Raw genomic sequence first — 14,670 nt, forward strand, 5'->3', positions numbered from 1 at the left:
CGTCAGCCGCGATAGCGGTGCGGCGCGAGGCCCCTCACGCCCGGCTCGATCTCGAACAGCGCGCCCGCCAGCGGCTCGTGCTCCGCGCCGGCGGCGGCGGAGGTGACGAACATGCGATCCAGCCGCTCGCCCGCGAAGACACAGTTGGTGATCTGGCTGGCGGGTAGCGCGATCGAGCGATCAAGCTCGCCGTCCGGCGTGAAGCGGCTGACCCGGCCGCCGCCGTAGAAGGCGATCCACAATCCGCCTTCGGCATCCATCGTCATGCCGTCAGGCCGCCCCTGCGCGGGGTCGAAGACGAGGAACGGCTCGCATTTGCCAAGCTCACCGCGCGCGTCGATCGGAAAGCGGTACACCGTCGCGCGGCCGGTGTCGGTGTGGAACAGCGCCGAAGTCCGCTCGCAGATCGCCGGGCCGTTGGCGATGATGATGTCGCGTTCGATGCAGGCGACTTGGCCGTCGGGGTCGAGCCGATACAGCGCCCCGCTCGGGCGATCGGCAGTGACCGGCATCGTCCCGGCCCAGATCCGCCCCCAGCGGTCGGCCTTGGCATCGTTCATGCGGTTGTCCGGCAAATCCGGCTCGGGATCGTGGAACGGCATCAGCGTGAGGGGATCGAGCGTCAGGCGCGCGAACCCGCTTTGCAGGCCGACTATGAACCCGGGTGTGCCCTCTCGCTCGATGATCCAGCCGATCATCTCCGGCATCGTCCATTGCGAGACCTGCCCGCCCTCCAGTCGCAGCCGGTGGAGTTTGCGACCGAGGATGTCGGTCCAATAGACGCTGTCCTCGCGCGCCGACCACCACAGCCCCTCGCCGAGCAGGTCGCGGTGATCGCGCGCGATGACGCGGGGTTGCGGCATCAGTGATTGTGGCGGGGGATGCCGTGGGTCTGGGCGATGCGCTTGAACTCCACCGCGTCGCGCAGGACCATCCCCTCGCCGAGCTGATCGACCCCCGATCGCAGGATCTTCTGCCACGGCGTCTGGCTGGCGGGAAAGGCGAAGCCACCCGCCGCCTCCAGCGCGGCGCGTCGCCGCTCCAGCTCACCCGGTTCGAGCAGTGCGTTGACCTGGCCGCGCTTCAGGTCGACGCGCACGCGATCGCCGGTTTGTAGGAGGGCCAGTCCGCCGCCCGCGGCCGCTTCGGGCGAGGCGTTGAGGATCGACGGCGACCCCGAGGTGCCCGACTGGCGCCCGTCGCCGATACAGGGCAGCGCCTCGATCCCGGCTTCGATGAGCCGCACCGGCGCCCGCATGTTCACCACCTCCGCGGCACCCGGATAGCCAATCGGGCCGGCGCCGCGCATAAACAACAGGCTGGTCGCGTCGATGCCGGTGGCGGGATCGTCGATCCGGGCGTGATAATCCTCGGGCCCGTCGAACACGACCGCCGTGCCCTCGAACGCGTCGGGGTCTTCCGGGTTGGAGAGATAGCGGGCGCGGAACGCGTCGGAGATGACGCTCAGCTTCATGATCGCGCTGTCGAACAGGTTGCCGCGCAGCACCGTGAACCCGGCCTCGTTCTTCAACGGCGCGTCGAACGGGCGGATCACGCGCTCGTCCTCGATCACGGCGTCGCGATTGTTGTCGCCGATGCTGCGGCCGTTGACGGTCAGCGCACCCTCGTGGATCAGCCCCTGCTTCATCAGTTCGGCAACTACGGCGGGGACGCCGCCCGCGCGGTAGTAGTCCTCCCCCAGATACTCGCCGGCGGGCTGGAGGTTAACGAGCAGGGGCAGGTCGCGCCCGAATGCCTGCCAGTCCTGCAGGTTGAGATCGACCCCTAGATGCCGCGCGATCGCGATCAGGTGGATGGGCGCGTTGGTGGAACCGCCGATCGCTGAGTTGACCCGGATCGCGTTGATGAACGCCTCGCGCGTCATGATGTCGGACGGCTTGCGGTCGGCGAGCACCATCTCGACGATAGTCTGCCCGGTCCGCCATGCGCATTCCTGACGGTCGCGATAGGGCGCGGGGATCGCGGCGGAACCGGGCAGGGACATGCCCAGCGCCTCCGTCAGCGAGTTCATCGTGGTCGCGGTGCCCATGGTGTTGCAATAGCCGGTCGAGGGCGCGGAGGTCGCGACCAGCTTCACGAACCCGGCATAATCGAGTTCGCCCGCTGCCAGCAGCTCGCGCGCCTTCCACACGATCGTGCCCGAGCCGGTGCGCTCGCCCTTGTGCCAGCCGTTCAACATCGGCCCGACCGACAGCGCGATGGCCGGGATGTTGACGGTCGCCGCCGCCATCAGGCACGCCGGCGTGGTCTTGTCGCAGCCGATCGTCAGCACCGTGCCGTCGAGTGGGTAGCCGTACAGGATCTCAACCAGCCCGAGATAAGCCAGATTGCGGTCCAGCCCGGCGGTTGGGCGCTTGCCGGTCTCCTGGATCGGATGGACGGGGAATTCGATCGCGATGCCGCCGGCGTCGCGCACGCCCTCGCGTACCCGCTCGGCGAGCACCAGATGGTGGCGGTTGCATGGGCTCAGGTCGCTGCCCGTCTGCGCGATGCCGATGATCGGCTTGCCCGACTGCAGCTCCTCGAGCGACAGTCCGAAGTTCATGTAACGTTCGAGGTACAGCGCGGTCATGTCGGCGTTCGACGGATCGTCGAACCACGCGCGCGACCTCAGACTGCGTCCGCCACCGTTCTTGTCATCGTTCACGAGAATGTCCGCCCACCCGATTTACTCAGACAAATGCCTAGAACTGGCCCGGCATGCAAGGGGCGTTAGGCGAAGCTAACCTTGAATACGCTGGCATGTCGGGACGGCAACTCCTCGGGTACGCGCAGGACCAATGCCCCGTCCTGCTGCGAAAAGGCGACCGGCGTCGGCGACCCGAGCAGCTTGACCGATCGGATCGGCCGAGCGGCGCTTGCGTTCTTGCCCAGCGCGGTGACGGCGAGATCACCCGTCGGCACCCCTAGCACGGTGACGTAGAGTGCCTGCCCCTTGGTAGTGAAGCGCAGGTCCCGGGGCGTGTAGATGGCCTTCTCGTTGAACGCGCCTTCGACGGTCTCGGTCGGGCCTTCGCCATAGGCGGTCCAAGGCCGCGTGCCGTGGATCGCCTCGCCGTTGATCTTCATCCAGGCGGTCATCTCCGCCAGGAACGTGTCGCATTCGGGCGGCAGGCTGCCGTCGGGATATTGTACCACGTTGATCAGCAGGTTGCCGTTCTTGCTGACCACATCCGTCAGCATGTGGATGACTTCGGTCGTCGATTTGTATTTGAAGTTCTCGCTATAGTACCAGTCGCCGATCGACGTGTCCGTCTGCCAGGGTAGCGTGTTGATGCCCTTGAAGGTGCCGCGCTCGACATCCTGTACGCCCGCCTCGCGATAGAATTCGCCGGTGCCCAGATCCTTGTATGCATAGACCGCTTCCAGCTTTCCCCGGTGCCGCGCCATGTTTCGATTATAGAAGTGCGCCAGCAGCGTCCGGCCGACATCGCCGAACGGAATGCCGCCATCGGTGTAGAGGTAATCGGGCTGATAACTGTCGATCAGGTCCTGGACGCGGTCGAACCATTTGCGATGCCAGACGGGATTGTTCGCATACCAGGACCGGCCCCAGCGGAACGGCTCGTCATGCGGCGGGTGGTAAAGGTCGGCGTAGGCGGGATCGTTGCCGTCATAGCCGACGCCGCCGAGCGGCCAGACCTGATCGTACATGTGACTGGGGTAGAACCAGGCATAGCTTGGGCCGAGATGCTCGGACACGCCGAAGCGCAGTCCGTGCTTCAGCGTCGCCTTGCGCCAGTCGCCAACGATGTCGCGCTTGGGCCCCATCGCGACAGAATTCCAGCGATGGTGTTTCGAGTTCCAGAGATCGAAGTTGTCGTGATGGACACCCATCGACACGAAATACCTGGCGCCCGCGGCGCGAAACTGCGCCATCAGCCCGTCGGGGTCGAACTTCTCCGCCTTCCACAGCGGGATGATGTCCTTGTATCCGACCTTGGAGGGGTGACCGTAGGTCTTGACGTGGTGGTCGTAGTGCGGATGCCCTGGAATATACATGTTGCGCGCATACCAGTCGCCGACGCGCGGCACCGCCTGTGGACCCCAATGCGACCAGATCCCGAACTTGGCGTCTCGGAACCACTCGGGGCATTGATACTGTTTGAGTGAGGCGACGGAGAGATCGAACTGCCCGGGCGCCGCGACGGGAGCAGCCGCCTGAGCAAAGCTGCGCGGCGCGATCGGCGCCAGCAGCGACGCGCTCAGCAAAGCACGTTTCCCGAGATCGACCACCGCTACGTCCCCTTTTGTGATTTGTCTGACAATTCGCTAGTTCTGCGCGTGTCCGAAGCGGGCGACAAGAGGAAGATGCGATGATGGGGATCACGCGGCGAGGCTTCGGGCACATGCCAGGGGGCGACGCAGTCGAAGCGATCACGCTGACGAACGGGCGCGGGACGGCGGCCACGATCATCAGCTACGGCGCCACGCTGCAGGCCTTGGTCGGGCCGGACAGTCGCGGAGAGATGGCCGACGTTGTCCTCGGCTACCCGGCCTTGGAAGGCTATCTGTCGGGACGCGACTATCTCGGCGCAACGGTCGGCCGGGTCGCGAACCGCATCGCCGGCGGCCGCTTCGTCCTCGATGGAATCGAGTATCGCCTGACTCGCAATAACGGCAAAGCGCATCTGCATGGCGGCGAGGCGGGGTTTGACCGGGCGCTCTGGGCGGTGGACGGGGTCACAGAGCTTGCGACCTCAGCCTCCGTGACATTGTCGCATTTGAGCGTCGACGGCGACGAAGGCTATCCGGGCCGGGTCGAAGTGGAGGCCCGCTATACGCTCGACGACGAGGATCGCCTGACCATTGCATATCGCGCCACGACCGATCGGCCGACGATCGTCAACCTGACCAACCACGCCCTGTTCGACGCGGCGGGGGAAGGGTCGCCGGAAGGCGCGCTCGGCAATGTCCTGACCCTTGCCGCCGATGCTTATCTGGAAGTCGACGCTGATCTGATTCCGGTCGGTCCGCCCCGGAAGGTCGCCGGAACCGCTTTCGATTTCAGGCAGCCCCGCGTCATCGGGTCGGATACGGGGGCAACGGCCGAGCGGGCCGCGGTCGCGCGGCGCTATGACCACAACATGGTGCTACCGGACAATGCGGCACGCGCCGTGCGGTTGGTGGCGCGGCTGGAGGACCCGTTGTCGGGCCGCGCCATCGAATTCTCCACCGATCAACCCGGCCTACAACTCTATACCGGCGGCTTTCTGGACGGGACGACGCACGGCAAGCGGGGCAACCCCTATCGTGCCGGCGACGGCGTCGCGATGGAGCCGCAGCACTTCCCCGACGCGCCCAACCGGCCGGATTTCCCGTCGATCCGGCTCGACCCGGGTGCCGTTTACCAAAATCGTTCGGTGCTCGCCTTCGCCGCGCGTTGACCGCAAGGGGCCGCTTATTCCGAGGAAATCACACTATCATTCGTCAGCCAACCCGAACCCTCGTCTCGGCTGCGACGTTTCTAGCCCATGCCATTGTTCTCACTATGCATTCGCGATCGTGCCGGAGAGGCGCTCAACCACACCAGCATCGAGGCGGCGAACGTCTATGAAGCGCTCGCCTATGCCAACACGCGACTTCGCGACGCCTTCGAAGATGAACGTAGCGGCATTGACGCCAAGGGGCATATCGACGTCAGGGTTCCCGAGGGCGAGACGGTGGCGAGGTTGGTGTGCGCCGAAGCCATGATCGGCATGTCCTGACATGAACTGGCTACTCGCCGACGCGGACCCTCACGAGCTGCACCAGTCGCTGCCCGGTCCGCCGCGGCAGCAGGGTGAGCCCTCGCCGCCGCAGCCCTTGCCCGAGCCACCCGGCATTCCCGAGCCGGTCGACGCGCCGTACCCCGGCACACTGCGTCTGCGCGTCGACGCGACTGACGTGCAACGCGGTATCTTTCGCGTCCACCAAATCATTCCGATCGCCCAGCCGGGGCCGACCGTGCTGCTCTACCCCAAATGGCTGCCGGGTTTTCACGCGCCGCAAGCGCCGATCGAGCTGTTCGCCGGGCTAGTGCTGCATGCGGGCGGGGAGCCGATCGGCTGGTCACGGCACCCGGCGGTGGTCAATGGCTTCCGTTTCGACGCGCCGCCCGGCGTGGCGGCGATCGAGGCCGAGTTCCAGTATCTGTCGCCCACGGACGCGTCGCAGGGGCGTGTCCATTGCACACCCGACATGCTGTTCCTGCCCTGGAACACCGTACTCCTCTACCCGGCGGGCCATTACGCGCGGCAGATCGAGGTCGCCGCCAGCGTGCGTCTGCCCGAGGACTGGGAACATGCCTGTATCCTCGAAATGGAGGAGCAGGATGGCGCGGAACGCCGGTTCGCGCCCGTTGCGCTCGATACACTGATCGACTCGCCGGTGCTGGCGGGCCGCTACTTTCGCCGTTTCGCGCTGGACGAGCATGTCGGGCTCAGCGTCGCCGCCGACCAGCCGCATCAGCTGGATGCGACGTCCGACCAGATCGCAGCCCATCGCGCGGTGGTGGAGCAGGCGGACCGGCTGTTCGGCAGCCGCCGCTTCGACCGGTTCGAGATGCTGCTGGCGCTCAGCGACGAGATGGACGGGGCGGGGATCGAGCATCACCGTTGTTTCGAGGCGGTCAGCGTCGCAGACTATTTCATGCAATGGACGGACAACGTCACTCACCGTGACACCGTGTCGCACGAATATCTGCACAGCTGGAACGGCAAGGGACGACGCGGCGCCGACTCCTGGCAGCCCTGTTTCGAGCGCCAGATTCGCAACAGCCTGTTGTGGGTCTATGAAGGGCTGACGCAATATTGGACGCCGGTGCTGGCCGCGCGGTCGGGGCTATGGACGCCGGCGATGGCGCTCGGCTCGCTGGCCTACGCGGCGGCGCGCTACGACATCCGGCCGGGCAGCCGCTGGCGGCCGACCATCGACACGGTGCGCGATCCCGAGATCGCCGCACGCGCGCCGCTGCCCTGGCCGAGCTGGCAGCGTAGCGAGGACTATTATGGCGAGGGGGCACTGATCTGGCTCGACGTCGATACCCGACTGCGCGCCGACTCCGATGGAAGGTGCACGCTCGACGATTTCGCCCGCGCGTTCTTCGGCGGCGCCGCCGGCAAGTGGGAGTCGGAGCCCTATCGGTTCGAGGACGTGGTGCGGACGCTCGAGACCTTGCACTCCTTCGACTGGAAGGACTTCTTCGAGGACGCGCTCACCAACACCCACCGCCACGCGCCGCTCGGCGGGTTGGAGCGAGGTGGCTATCGCCTATGCTATCGCGAGCGGCCCAACGAGTACCAGGCGGCGCTGGACCGGTCGCAGGGGCTGGTCGACCTGACCTTCTCGCTGGGACTGGTCACCAATAATCAGGGCAAGTTGAGCGACGTGCTGTGGGACGGCCCCGCCTTTACCGCCGGGCTGACGATCGGCGATACGATCACCGCGGTAGGCGGACGACAGTTCGATCCCGACACGCTGAAGCGGGCGGTGGCGGAGCAGGACCACATCGAGCTGACGCTGACCAAGGGCAAGCGCGTGTGGCGAACGGAAATTGCGTTCGACGGCGGGCTTCGCTTCCCGAATTTGGAGCCCTTCGAGGACGCGCCGGCGCTGGATGCGATCATGCGGCAACGGCCTTAGCCGGTTCCCCTCAGGCCGGCGGACCGTAATGCTCGAGCAGCCACCTCTGCCAGTCGGCATCCAGCCCGGCCAGCGTGGCGGGCAGACGATGCCTGGCGCCGTCGCGGGCGAGCCACTCGGCGAAACTGCCGCCCTGGCGCATGCCGTCGCTGATCGCAGCGAAGATGCGGCGATCACCGCTGCGCTCGATAAGGTAATCCGCCAGGACGCGTATTTCGGCATAGAAGAGCGACGGCGCGCTGGTCAGCCGGATCGGGCCGGGAGCACCGCCGGGTGCCGGCAGCCTGTCGCTGACTGGATGCGGCATAGTCATGAGGTCGGCGAGCGGGATCTCGGGCGGGATCGCCGCAGCGCGTTCGCGGTCGGGGTCGCGACCGTCGGAAAAACGGTTGCGGTGCGTGGCCGCGCGCGTGTCGGATTCCATCAGGATCGCCGCCGCCTCGTCGAGCCAGTCCGGCGCGGCGCTGCCATAGCGGTCGCGCGGTGGCCGCGCGACATCCGTCCAGAATAGCTCGCCATACCAGAGGTGGGCGAGTTCATGCGGGATGTGGTCGCGGTCGTCGAGGTTGCGCGGCTCGTCGCTAGACGCGGGGTTCCTGACGACCATTGTGCCGCCGCGCACCATCGCCACCGCCGCCGCGGCACGGGCCCGCTGCTGGGCTACGAACTGCGCCGCGGGGACCGGCAGCACCGCGACAATGCCCAGCCGCCGCAGCGCCGCCTGCCCTGGCGCAATGGCGGTCGGGTCGGAGAAGGCGTGGATCGGGTAGCGCGACGGCGAGCGTCCGAAGGTTGCCGCGAAGCGGGTTTCACCAACCTTGGCGTCGGCGATCAGCCGTTCCGCCTCGGCCTGGGTGTTGGCGAGTGCGAGACCGACCTGCGAGGCGGCGCAGGCCCTGGCGGAGGGGACCGCCCCCAGCGCCTCGGCGCAAGCCGCGGGCGACATTGCGGCCAACGCCTGCGCGATCAGCATGAACCAAGCCATCAAGAGCCCTCCCGGCCAAGCGCACCACCCGCGCGGTCGGACCGGACATGCCGTCGATTACAACTGTAGTCAATCTTGTCGTGAGGCAACAGCGTAAAGTGCGATGGCGGCCGCGTTGGAGACGTTGAGGCTCTCGACCTTGGACGAGATCGGCAGCTTGGCCAGCTCGTCACAATGCGTCTGCGTGTTGTGGCGCATGCCTTCGCCTTCCGCCCCGACCACGATCGCGACGGTTCGATCGACGCCCAGTGGATTCAGGGCGTGGGCGAGCGTCTGTGTGGCGTGGCCGGTCAGGCCGATGCGCCAGAAGCCGGCTTCCGCGATTTCGTCGAGTGCGCGGGCGAGGTTGACGACGCGGACCCAGGGTACAGTCTCCAGCGCGCCCGAGGCAGAGCGGGCGACGGTGCCGGATTCGGGCGGAGCGTGGCGGTCCTGCGTGACGATGCCGAGCGCGTCGAAGGCGGCGGCGGAGCGCAGGATGGCGCCGACGTTGTGCGGGTCGGTGACCTGATCGAGCACCACCAGCGGGCGCCGATCCCCGCGTCCGTGTTCCAGCAGGTCGCCCAGCCACATCTCCTCCAGCGGATCGACCTCCGCCACCAGCCCCTGATGCGGGGCGTCGGAGGGAACCAGGCGGCCGAGATCGGTCACTTCGGCGAACGTGACGGGCAAACCGGGCGGTAGGTCTAGCGCGCCCAGCGCCTCGCGCGTGCCCCACAGCTTGCGCACGGTGCGCTCCGGGTTGGCGAGCGCCGAGGTGACGGCGTGGCGGCCCCAGAACCGCGGGCGGTTGGCGGTGCCGATCGACGGACGGTGGCCACGGCGTTTCATATCCTCCTCCGCTCCGCGGGGGAGGTGGCGCGCGGCGTAGCCGCTCGGCGGAGGGGGCCTCTCCGCGCGCGATCCACCTGCGGCAACGCTCCCTCCGTCACGCGCTCCGCGCGCGCCACCTTCCCCGCGTAGCGAGGGAGGACAATGCGGCCCTCAATCGTCATCGTTCACCGGCGTCGCGAAAGGATCGGTGGTCACCGGCCGCTGCGGCACCGGCGGTCTGGGCAGCGGACGCTCGGCGTTGGCGGCGCTGAGCAGCACATGCGCGAGCACCATCGAGCCCTGGCGCATGTCGTCGGCCTTGAGATGGTCGAACGTGTCCACCGAGGTGTGGTGGATGCGCGGGAAATAATCGAGCGGATCCTGGATGAACTGGAAGGCCGGGATGCCGACCGCCTGCATGAAGACGTGGTCGGTGCCCCCGGTCGGCTGCACCGCAACGGTCGAGGCACCCATCGACGCGAACGGCGCGAGCCACTCACGGAAGATCGGCACCACCGCCGGGTTGCGCTCGGCGTACAGGCCGCGCAGCTTGCCCGAGCCGTTATCGATATTGAAATAGGCGGCGAGCTCGCGGTGGCCGGGCAGCGGCGTGATCGGCCAGCGGTTCGACCAGCCGTAATAGAGCTTCTCGCCGTTCAGCTGCGGGTCGGACGCGCTGCCGCGCCGCGCCAGGTGGCGCTCGACATAGGCGAGGCTGCCGAGCAGCCCCTGCTCCTCCGCCGCCCACAGCGCGAAGCGGATGGTGCGGCGAGGGCGCGCGCCGGTCTTCACCAGAATACGCGCGGCTTCCATGATCATCGCCGAGCCGGCCGCATTGTCGGCGGCGCCGTCGGCCGCGACCCAGCTGTCGAGATGCGCCCCGGCCATGACATAGCCGGCGTTGGGATCGGTGCCCGGGATCTCGGCGATGACATTGTAGGCGTTGGTGTCGGCGTCGTGGAAGCGGACGTCGTGCACCACCTCCAGCGTCGGCGCGGGGCCGACCTTCGCCAAGCGGGCGAGGCGGCGATAATCCTCCGCCGCGATCTCGACGCCCGGCATCGACGGGGTCTCCCCGACCGCGAACTGATAGCCCTCGCCGGTCACCAGCTTGCCGTCGCGATAGGATTTGGTGGCGTACGCGACCGCGCCCTCGACCTTGAGGAAGGCGTCGAGCTTGCGCGCCCAATCCGCGCGCTTGACGCGGCGGTCCGCAGCGTCGGGATCGTAGCGCGGCTGTTCGAAGCGATCGAGCTTGGCGAGGTCCTCGCCGGTGTAGCGCTTGAAATCGCCCGTGGTCGGTTCGTCGCCGGTGCCGGGCTGCGAGATCATCACGATCTTGCCACGCAGCTGACCGCGCCACTTCGCGAAGTCGCGTTCGCGCGCGATCGGCGCGACGATCACCGTCGCGGTCAGGTTGCCGGCCGGCGTCCAGGCGATCGGGATGCTGGTGAGCTGGACCGGGCGAGGGCTGACCATGCGCACCGAGGAGCGCTCGATTGACCAGCCGCGCCCGAACGGCACCGGCTCCTTGCGGGCGTTTCGAAGGCCCCACTCGACGAATTTCGCCATCGTCCAGTCCTCCGCCCGCCTGGCGGCGGGGGAGTTGGTCAGGCGCGGGCCGATCACGTCGGTCAGGTGCTGCGCTGTCACCATAACCTGGCTCTGGTTGGTGCCCTCGTCGATGATGCCGTTGACACTCGCGCGGTCTTGCGCCGCGGCGGGCAGGGCGATGGCGGCAATGGCGGTGGCGAGCAGCAGGCGACGCATCGGGTTCCCCTCGTGAACGGTTGCACGGCTGCTATGCGGGCGCGCCCGCGCGGGCAAGGGGGCGTGGCCCGCGTTGACAGCGCCGGGGCGCTTCGGCATGGGGCCGCTTCGCTTCGGCGGAGCGGCAATCCGGACAGGTGGCCGAGTGGTTAAAGGCAGCAGACTGTAAATCTGCCCGTGCAAGCGTACGCTGGTTCGAATCCAGCCCTGTCCACCAGCCCTCCGCTGCGCGGGTGTAGCTCAATGGTAGAGCAGAAGCCTTCCAAGCTTATGACGAGGGTTCGATTCCCTTCACCCGCTCCAGCGCGGCGCGCACGACGCCAGCGGAGCTGGCGACGAGACGCGCAAGCTCGGCCGGCGTCGCGCAGGCGATGACCGACGACGCGGCTTCGCCGCGGCGCTCGTTAGGTGAGCAGCACCTCATCCCCAATCCTTGCCAGCCCAGGCCGCGCGATCGAGGCGTAGCACGCCACCCGGTTGTCGAACGCCTGTGCCACGGTGCGCAGCACGCCCGCATCGCGCACTGCAGTGTCCGGGTCGATCGTCACCATCGCACAACGTGGAGCGAGGCCGGCCATCTGCAGCTCGGCCGCGTTCTCTTCGCCACCCAGGCGCAGGCGGTGCCCCGCCCAGTTGCCCTCACGCGCGTCGCTCTCCACCACGATGTTGGCGCGGAAGCGGCGGGGATCGAGGGGCGAGCCATGCTTCCGTTCCAGTGCGGCAAGCGTGGCGGTTGTGAGCACCGATACCGGCATCGCGTCATAGGCCCCGATGCCGAGCTGGATCAGGTCGATGGGCCTGCCGAACTGTTCCTCCAGCCAGTCGGAAAGGGCGGGGTGGTCGAACGGCCAGTCGCCGGCCGGGGTGCTGACCGTCACGGCGGCGGTACGCGGAGCAGCGGGGTCGGCATAGCGCGCGCGGCACAACACCATCGCCGACACGTCGCGACCGGTCAGCCATGGGAAGCGTGAGCGGTCGCCCCGCTTCACGAACGCGTATTGCCGGTCGCCCTCCAGCCCCTGCCAGTCGAACTCGGCCTCTTCCAGGCGCTCGCCCGCCATTGATTTCACCGGGAACCGGGTGATCGCGGCGATGCGGCCGAGCGTTCCGGAAATCTGCGACATGGAGCGGCTGTAGCGTGGTGTCGGCTAACAAAGCCACCCGCTCCTCCCCGCCCGCTTCTCGACGGGGCGAGGAGCGCAGGGGCGCCGCGGCAAAGGCTCTCCTGAGCGCCTGCCTACAGGCAGCCGAAGGGCCGCGCCGTCGAGCCCCGGCGTGCGCCGAGGCCGGCCGCGCTTGCGCGAGTCAGCCGGACGTAGCCGGCTGACTCGCTGCACGTTACCAAATACGCACGCGCTGCTCGGGCCGCAGGTACAGCTTGTCGCCGGGCTTGACGTTGAATGCGGTGTACCAGGCGTCGACGTTGCGGACGATGCCGTTGACCCGATAATAAGCCGGCGAGTGCGGGTCGGTGAGGAGCTGCGCGCGTTGCGCACCTTCGCGCGCCTTCGAGCGCCAGGCCTGCGCATAGGCGAGGAAGAAGCGCTGGTCGCCCGTCAGACCGCCGATCACCGGCGCCTTGCCGTGCTTGGCCTGGTATCTCTGGTAGGCGCCATAGGCCGCCTCAACGCCGCCGAGGTCGCCGATGTTCTCGCCCAGCGTCAGCTCACCCTTCACCTTGGTGCCGGGGATCGGCTCATACTGGTCGAACTGGCTGACCAGCACGACGGTACGCTTCTTGAAGGCTTCGCTGGCGGCCGGCGTCCACCAATTCTCGAACTTGCCGGTCGGACCGAAGCGGCTGCCCTGGTCGTCAAAGCCGTGACCCATTTCGTGGCCAATCACCGCGCCGATCGCGCCGTAGTTGACCGCGGCGTCGGCTTTGGGATCGAACATCGGCGGCTGCAGGATCGCAGCCGGGAAGGTGATCTGGTTGGCGAGCGGATTATAGTAAGCGTTCACGGTTTGCGGCGTCATGTCCCACAGCTGGCGATCGACCGGCTTGCCCAGCCGTGACAGACCCAGCTGATGCTGGAACTCGCCCGCGCGCTGCGCATTGCCCAGCGGGTCGCCGCGCACGATCTTGAGGCTCGAATAATCGATCCACTTGACCGGGTGACCAATGCGCGGGTCGAACGCGGCGAGCTTCGCCAGCGCCTTGGTGCGGGTGGTCTCGTCCATCCACTGGCTGGCCGCGATCCGCTCGCCATAGGCGGCGCGTAGGTCGGCGATCAGCTCCGCCATCTTGGCGTTGCTCTCGGCCGGATAGTGACGCTTGACGTAGATCTGACCGATCTGCTCGCCGAGCACGCCGTTGACCAGGCCGATTCCCCGCTTCCAGCGGTCGCGCTGTGCCTCCTGCCCGGAGAGTGTCTTGCCGTAAAAGGCGAAGGTGGCGTCGTCGAATGTCTTGGGCAGCATCGACGAATTGGCGCGGAGGAACAGGAACTTGGACCAGTCCTGCCAGGTTGAAACCGGCGTTGCGGCGTAGATCTTGCCAAGCTCGGTCAGCGCGGTCGAGGTCGCCATGATGACCACCGGGAACCGGTCATAGCCGGCGGTCTTGAGCATCAGCGGCCAGTCGAACTCGGGCGCGAGCTTGGCGCGGCCGGCGGCGTCCATCGGCTTCAACATCGCCATCAGGTCGCGCTGTTGGATGGGGGACCAATGGACCCTCGCCATCTGAGTCTCGAGTGCGATGATCCGGTCGGCGCGAGCGGACGCATCCGGCACACCGGCGAGCGTCAGCATCCGTTCCACATAGGCGCGGTAGGCGGCGCGATAGCCGTCATACTTCTCGCCTGGCAGGATGTAGTAATCGCGCCCGCCCATGCCCAGCGAGCCCTGGCTGGCGGCGGCGACATACTGGGTCGGATCGCTGGGATTGGGCAGCTGGCCGATCTCGACCGGCGAGGCATAGCCGGGCGTCGCGAACAGCGTCTGTAGCTTGGTCTTGTCGTTGGCGGCGTCGATCTTCGCGAAATAGGGCTTCAGCGGCGCGGTGCCGGCGCGCTCGATCGCGGCGGTGTCGAGGAAGCTGGCGTAGAGGTCGCCTAGCTGCTGCGCGCCCGCGCCGACCCCTGCCGGGTTCTTCGCCGCGTCGTCCAGAATCGTGCGGACCTGCAGCTCGGCCTGGTCGACCAGCACCACGCCGACTCCTGCGGACGCGCGGTCCGCCGCAATCGGCGTGCGCTTGTCCCAGGCGCCGTTGGCAAAGGTCCAGAAATCGTCGCCCGGCTTCACCGCCGTGTCGCGGGCCGACAGGTCGACGCCGAATTCGCCATAGCGGATCGGCTGCGTCGTCTGGGTGGAGGCGGTGCCGGCGAGCACGAGCGCGGCGCCGGCGAGCGCCAGCCGGCGGAAGGAAGTCACGGACATCGTTGGAAAAGCCCCTCTCTTGATTGTCATAGGTTGTAAACGCGCCGCGCACCCCGCGCAATGCTTCACCGGATACTTAC

General features: G+C 67.5%; 11 protein-coding genes and 2 tRNA genes. 5 read left to right on the forward strand and 8 right to left on the reverse strand.

What is annotated here, in order from left to right:
- Positions 1 to 2: 2 nt before the first annotated feature.
- The 3 genes from VFQ64_RS15225 to VFQ64_RS15235 form a co-directional block, all read right to left on the reverse strand.
- On the reverse strand, positions 3 to 863 hold the full coding sequence (locus VFQ64_RS15225; RefSeq protein WP_325104200.1) for an SMP-30/gluconolactonase/LRE family protein: 861 nt from the start codon (positions 861 to 863) through the stop codon (positions 3 to 5).
- Positions 863 to 2,668 carry an IlvD/Edd family dehydratase gene (locus VFQ64_RS15230; RefSeq protein WP_325104201.1) on the reverse strand — a complete coding sequence of 602 codons (1,806 nt, stop codon included), beginning with the start codon at positions 2,666 to 2,668 and terminating at the stop codon, positions 863 to 865. Before VFQ64_RS15230 ends, VFQ64_RS15225 begins: the two co-directional genes overlap by 1 nt.
- A gap of 65 nt (positions 2,669 to 2,733) precedes the next feature.
- The gene (locus tag VFQ64_RS15235; protein ID WP_325104202.1) at positions 2,734 to 4,257 is read right to left on the reverse strand and encodes an alpha-L-fucosidase; all 1,524 of its coding nucleotides are present in this window, start codon (positions 4,255 to 4,257) and stop codon (positions 2,734 to 2,736) included.
- A gap of 113 nt (positions 4,258 to 4,370) precedes the next feature.
- Between VFQ64_RS15235 and VFQ64_RS15240 the strand changes: the two genes are divergently transcribed.
- The 3 genes from VFQ64_RS15240 (at position 4,371) to VFQ64_RS15250 (ending at position 7,644) form a co-directional block, all read left to right on the forward strand.
- Entirely contained in the window at positions 4,371 to 5,408 is a 1,038-nt protein-coding gene (locus VFQ64_RS15240; RefSeq protein WP_414712910.1) for an aldose epimerase family protein, read from the forward strand.
- A gap of 87 nt (positions 5,409 to 5,495) precedes the next feature.
- On the forward strand, positions 5,496 to 5,729 hold the full coding sequence (locus VFQ64_RS15245; RefSeq protein WP_325104203.1) for a hypothetical protein: 234 nt from the start codon (positions 5,496 to 5,498) through the stop codon (positions 5,727 to 5,729).
- A gap of 1 nt (position 5,730) precedes the next feature.
- Positions 5,731 to 7,644, forward strand: a complete 1,914-nt coding sequence (locus VFQ64_RS15250; RefSeq protein WP_325104204.1) for a peptidase M61 — start codon at positions 5,731 to 5,733, stop codon at positions 7,642 to 7,644.
- Between the two features lie 10 nt (positions 7,645 to 7,654).
- Here the strand turns inward: VFQ64_RS15250 and VFQ64_RS15255 are convergent, their stop codons facing one another.
- The 3 genes from VFQ64_RS15255 to VFQ64_RS15265 all read right to left on the reverse strand — a co-directional run bounded on the left by VFQ64_RS15255 (position 7,655) and on the right by VFQ64_RS15265 (position 11,212).
- Positions 7,655 to 8,629 carry a hypothetical protein gene (locus VFQ64_RS15255; RefSeq protein WP_325104205.1) on the reverse strand — a complete coding sequence of 325 codons (975 nt, stop codon included), beginning with the start codon at positions 8,627 to 8,629 and terminating at the stop codon, positions 7,655 to 7,657.
- A gap of 69 nt (positions 8,630 to 8,698) precedes the next feature.
- Positions 8,699 to 9,460, reverse strand: a complete 762-nt coding sequence (rlmB, locus tag VFQ64_RS15260; RefSeq protein WP_325104206.1) for a 23S rRNA (guanosine(2251)-2'-O)-methyltransferase RlmB — start codon at positions 9,458 to 9,460, stop codon at positions 8,699 to 8,701.
- Positions 9,461 to 9,613: 153 nt separating this feature from the next.
- Positions 9,614 to 11,212 (reverse strand): M20/M25/M40 family metallo-hydrolase, encoded by a 1,599-nt coding sequence (locus VFQ64_RS15265; protein ID WP_325104207.1) that lies wholly within the window; start codon positions 11,210 to 11,212, stop codon positions 9,614 to 9,616.
- A gap of 131 nt (positions 11,213 to 11,343) precedes the next feature.
- Between VFQ64_RS15265 and VFQ64_RS15270 the strand changes: the two genes are divergently transcribed.
- Positions 11,344 to 11,429, forward strand: a tRNA-Tyr gene (locus VFQ64_RS15270).
- A 12-nt stretch (positions 11,430 to 11,441) separates the two neighbouring features.
- Positions 11,442 to 11,515 (forward strand) — tRNA-Gly (locus VFQ64_RS15275).
- 101 nt (positions 11,516 to 11,616) lie between these two features.
- Here VFQ64_RS15275 and VFQ64_RS15280 read toward each other — a convergent pair.
- Entirely contained in the window at positions 11,617 to 12,336 is a 720-nt protein-coding gene (locus tag VFQ64_RS15280; RefSeq protein WP_325104208.1) for an MOSC domain-containing protein, read from the reverse strand.
- A gap of 214 nt (positions 12,337 to 12,550) precedes the next feature.
- On the reverse strand, positions 12,551 to 14,590 hold the full coding sequence (locus tag VFQ64_RS15285; RefSeq protein WP_325104209.1) for a M13 family metallopeptidase: 2,040 nt from the start codon (positions 14,588 to 14,590) through the stop codon (positions 12,551 to 12,553).
- Positions 14,591 to 14,670 lie beyond the last annotated feature (80 nt).

The sequence above is a fragment of the Sphingomonas sp. genome (assembly GCF_035714405.1).
GTDB lineage: Bacteria > Pseudomonadota > Alphaproteobacteria > Sphingomonadales > Sphingomonadaceae > Sphingomonas.

Excerpts from the sequence above, each read along its gene's own strand:
- VFQ64_RS15225 (WP_325104200.1), bottom strand. The coding sequence starts at position 863 with ATGCCGCAACCCCGCGTCATCGCGCGCGATCACCGCGACCTGCTCGGC.
- VFQ64_RS15240 (WP_414712910.1), top strand. The coding sequence starts at position 4,371 with ATGCCAGGGGGCGACGCAGTCGAAGCGATCACGCTGACGAACGGGCGC.
- VFQ64_RS15245 (WP_325104203.1), top strand. The coding sequence starts at position 5,496 with ATGCCATTGTTCTCACTATGCATTCGCGATCGTGCCGGAGAGGCGCTC.
- VFQ64_RS15250 (WP_325104204.1), top strand. The coding sequence starts at position 5,731 with ATGAACTGGCTACTCGCCGACGCGGACCCTCACGAGCTGCACCAGTCG.
- VFQ64_RS15255 (WP_325104205.1), bottom strand. The coding sequence starts at position 8,629 with ATGGCTTGGTTCATGCTGATCGCGCAGGCGTTGGCCGCAATGTCGCCC.
- rlmB (WP_325104206.1), bottom strand. The coding sequence starts at position 9,460 with ATGAAACGCCGTGGCCACCGTCCGTCGATCGGCACCGCCAACCGCCCG.
- VFQ64_RS15265 (WP_325104207.1), bottom strand. The coding sequence starts at position 11,212 with ATGCGTCGCCTGCTGCTCGCCACCGCCATTGCCGCCATCGCCCTGCCC.
- VFQ64_RS15280 (WP_325104208.1), bottom strand. The coding sequence starts at position 12,336 with ATGTCGCAGATTTCCGGAACGCTCGGCCGCATCGCCGCGATCACCCGG.
- VFQ64_RS15285 (WP_325104209.1), bottom strand. The coding sequence starts at position 14,590 with ATGTCCGTGACTTCCTTCCGCCGGCTGGCGCTCGCCGGCGCCGCGCTC.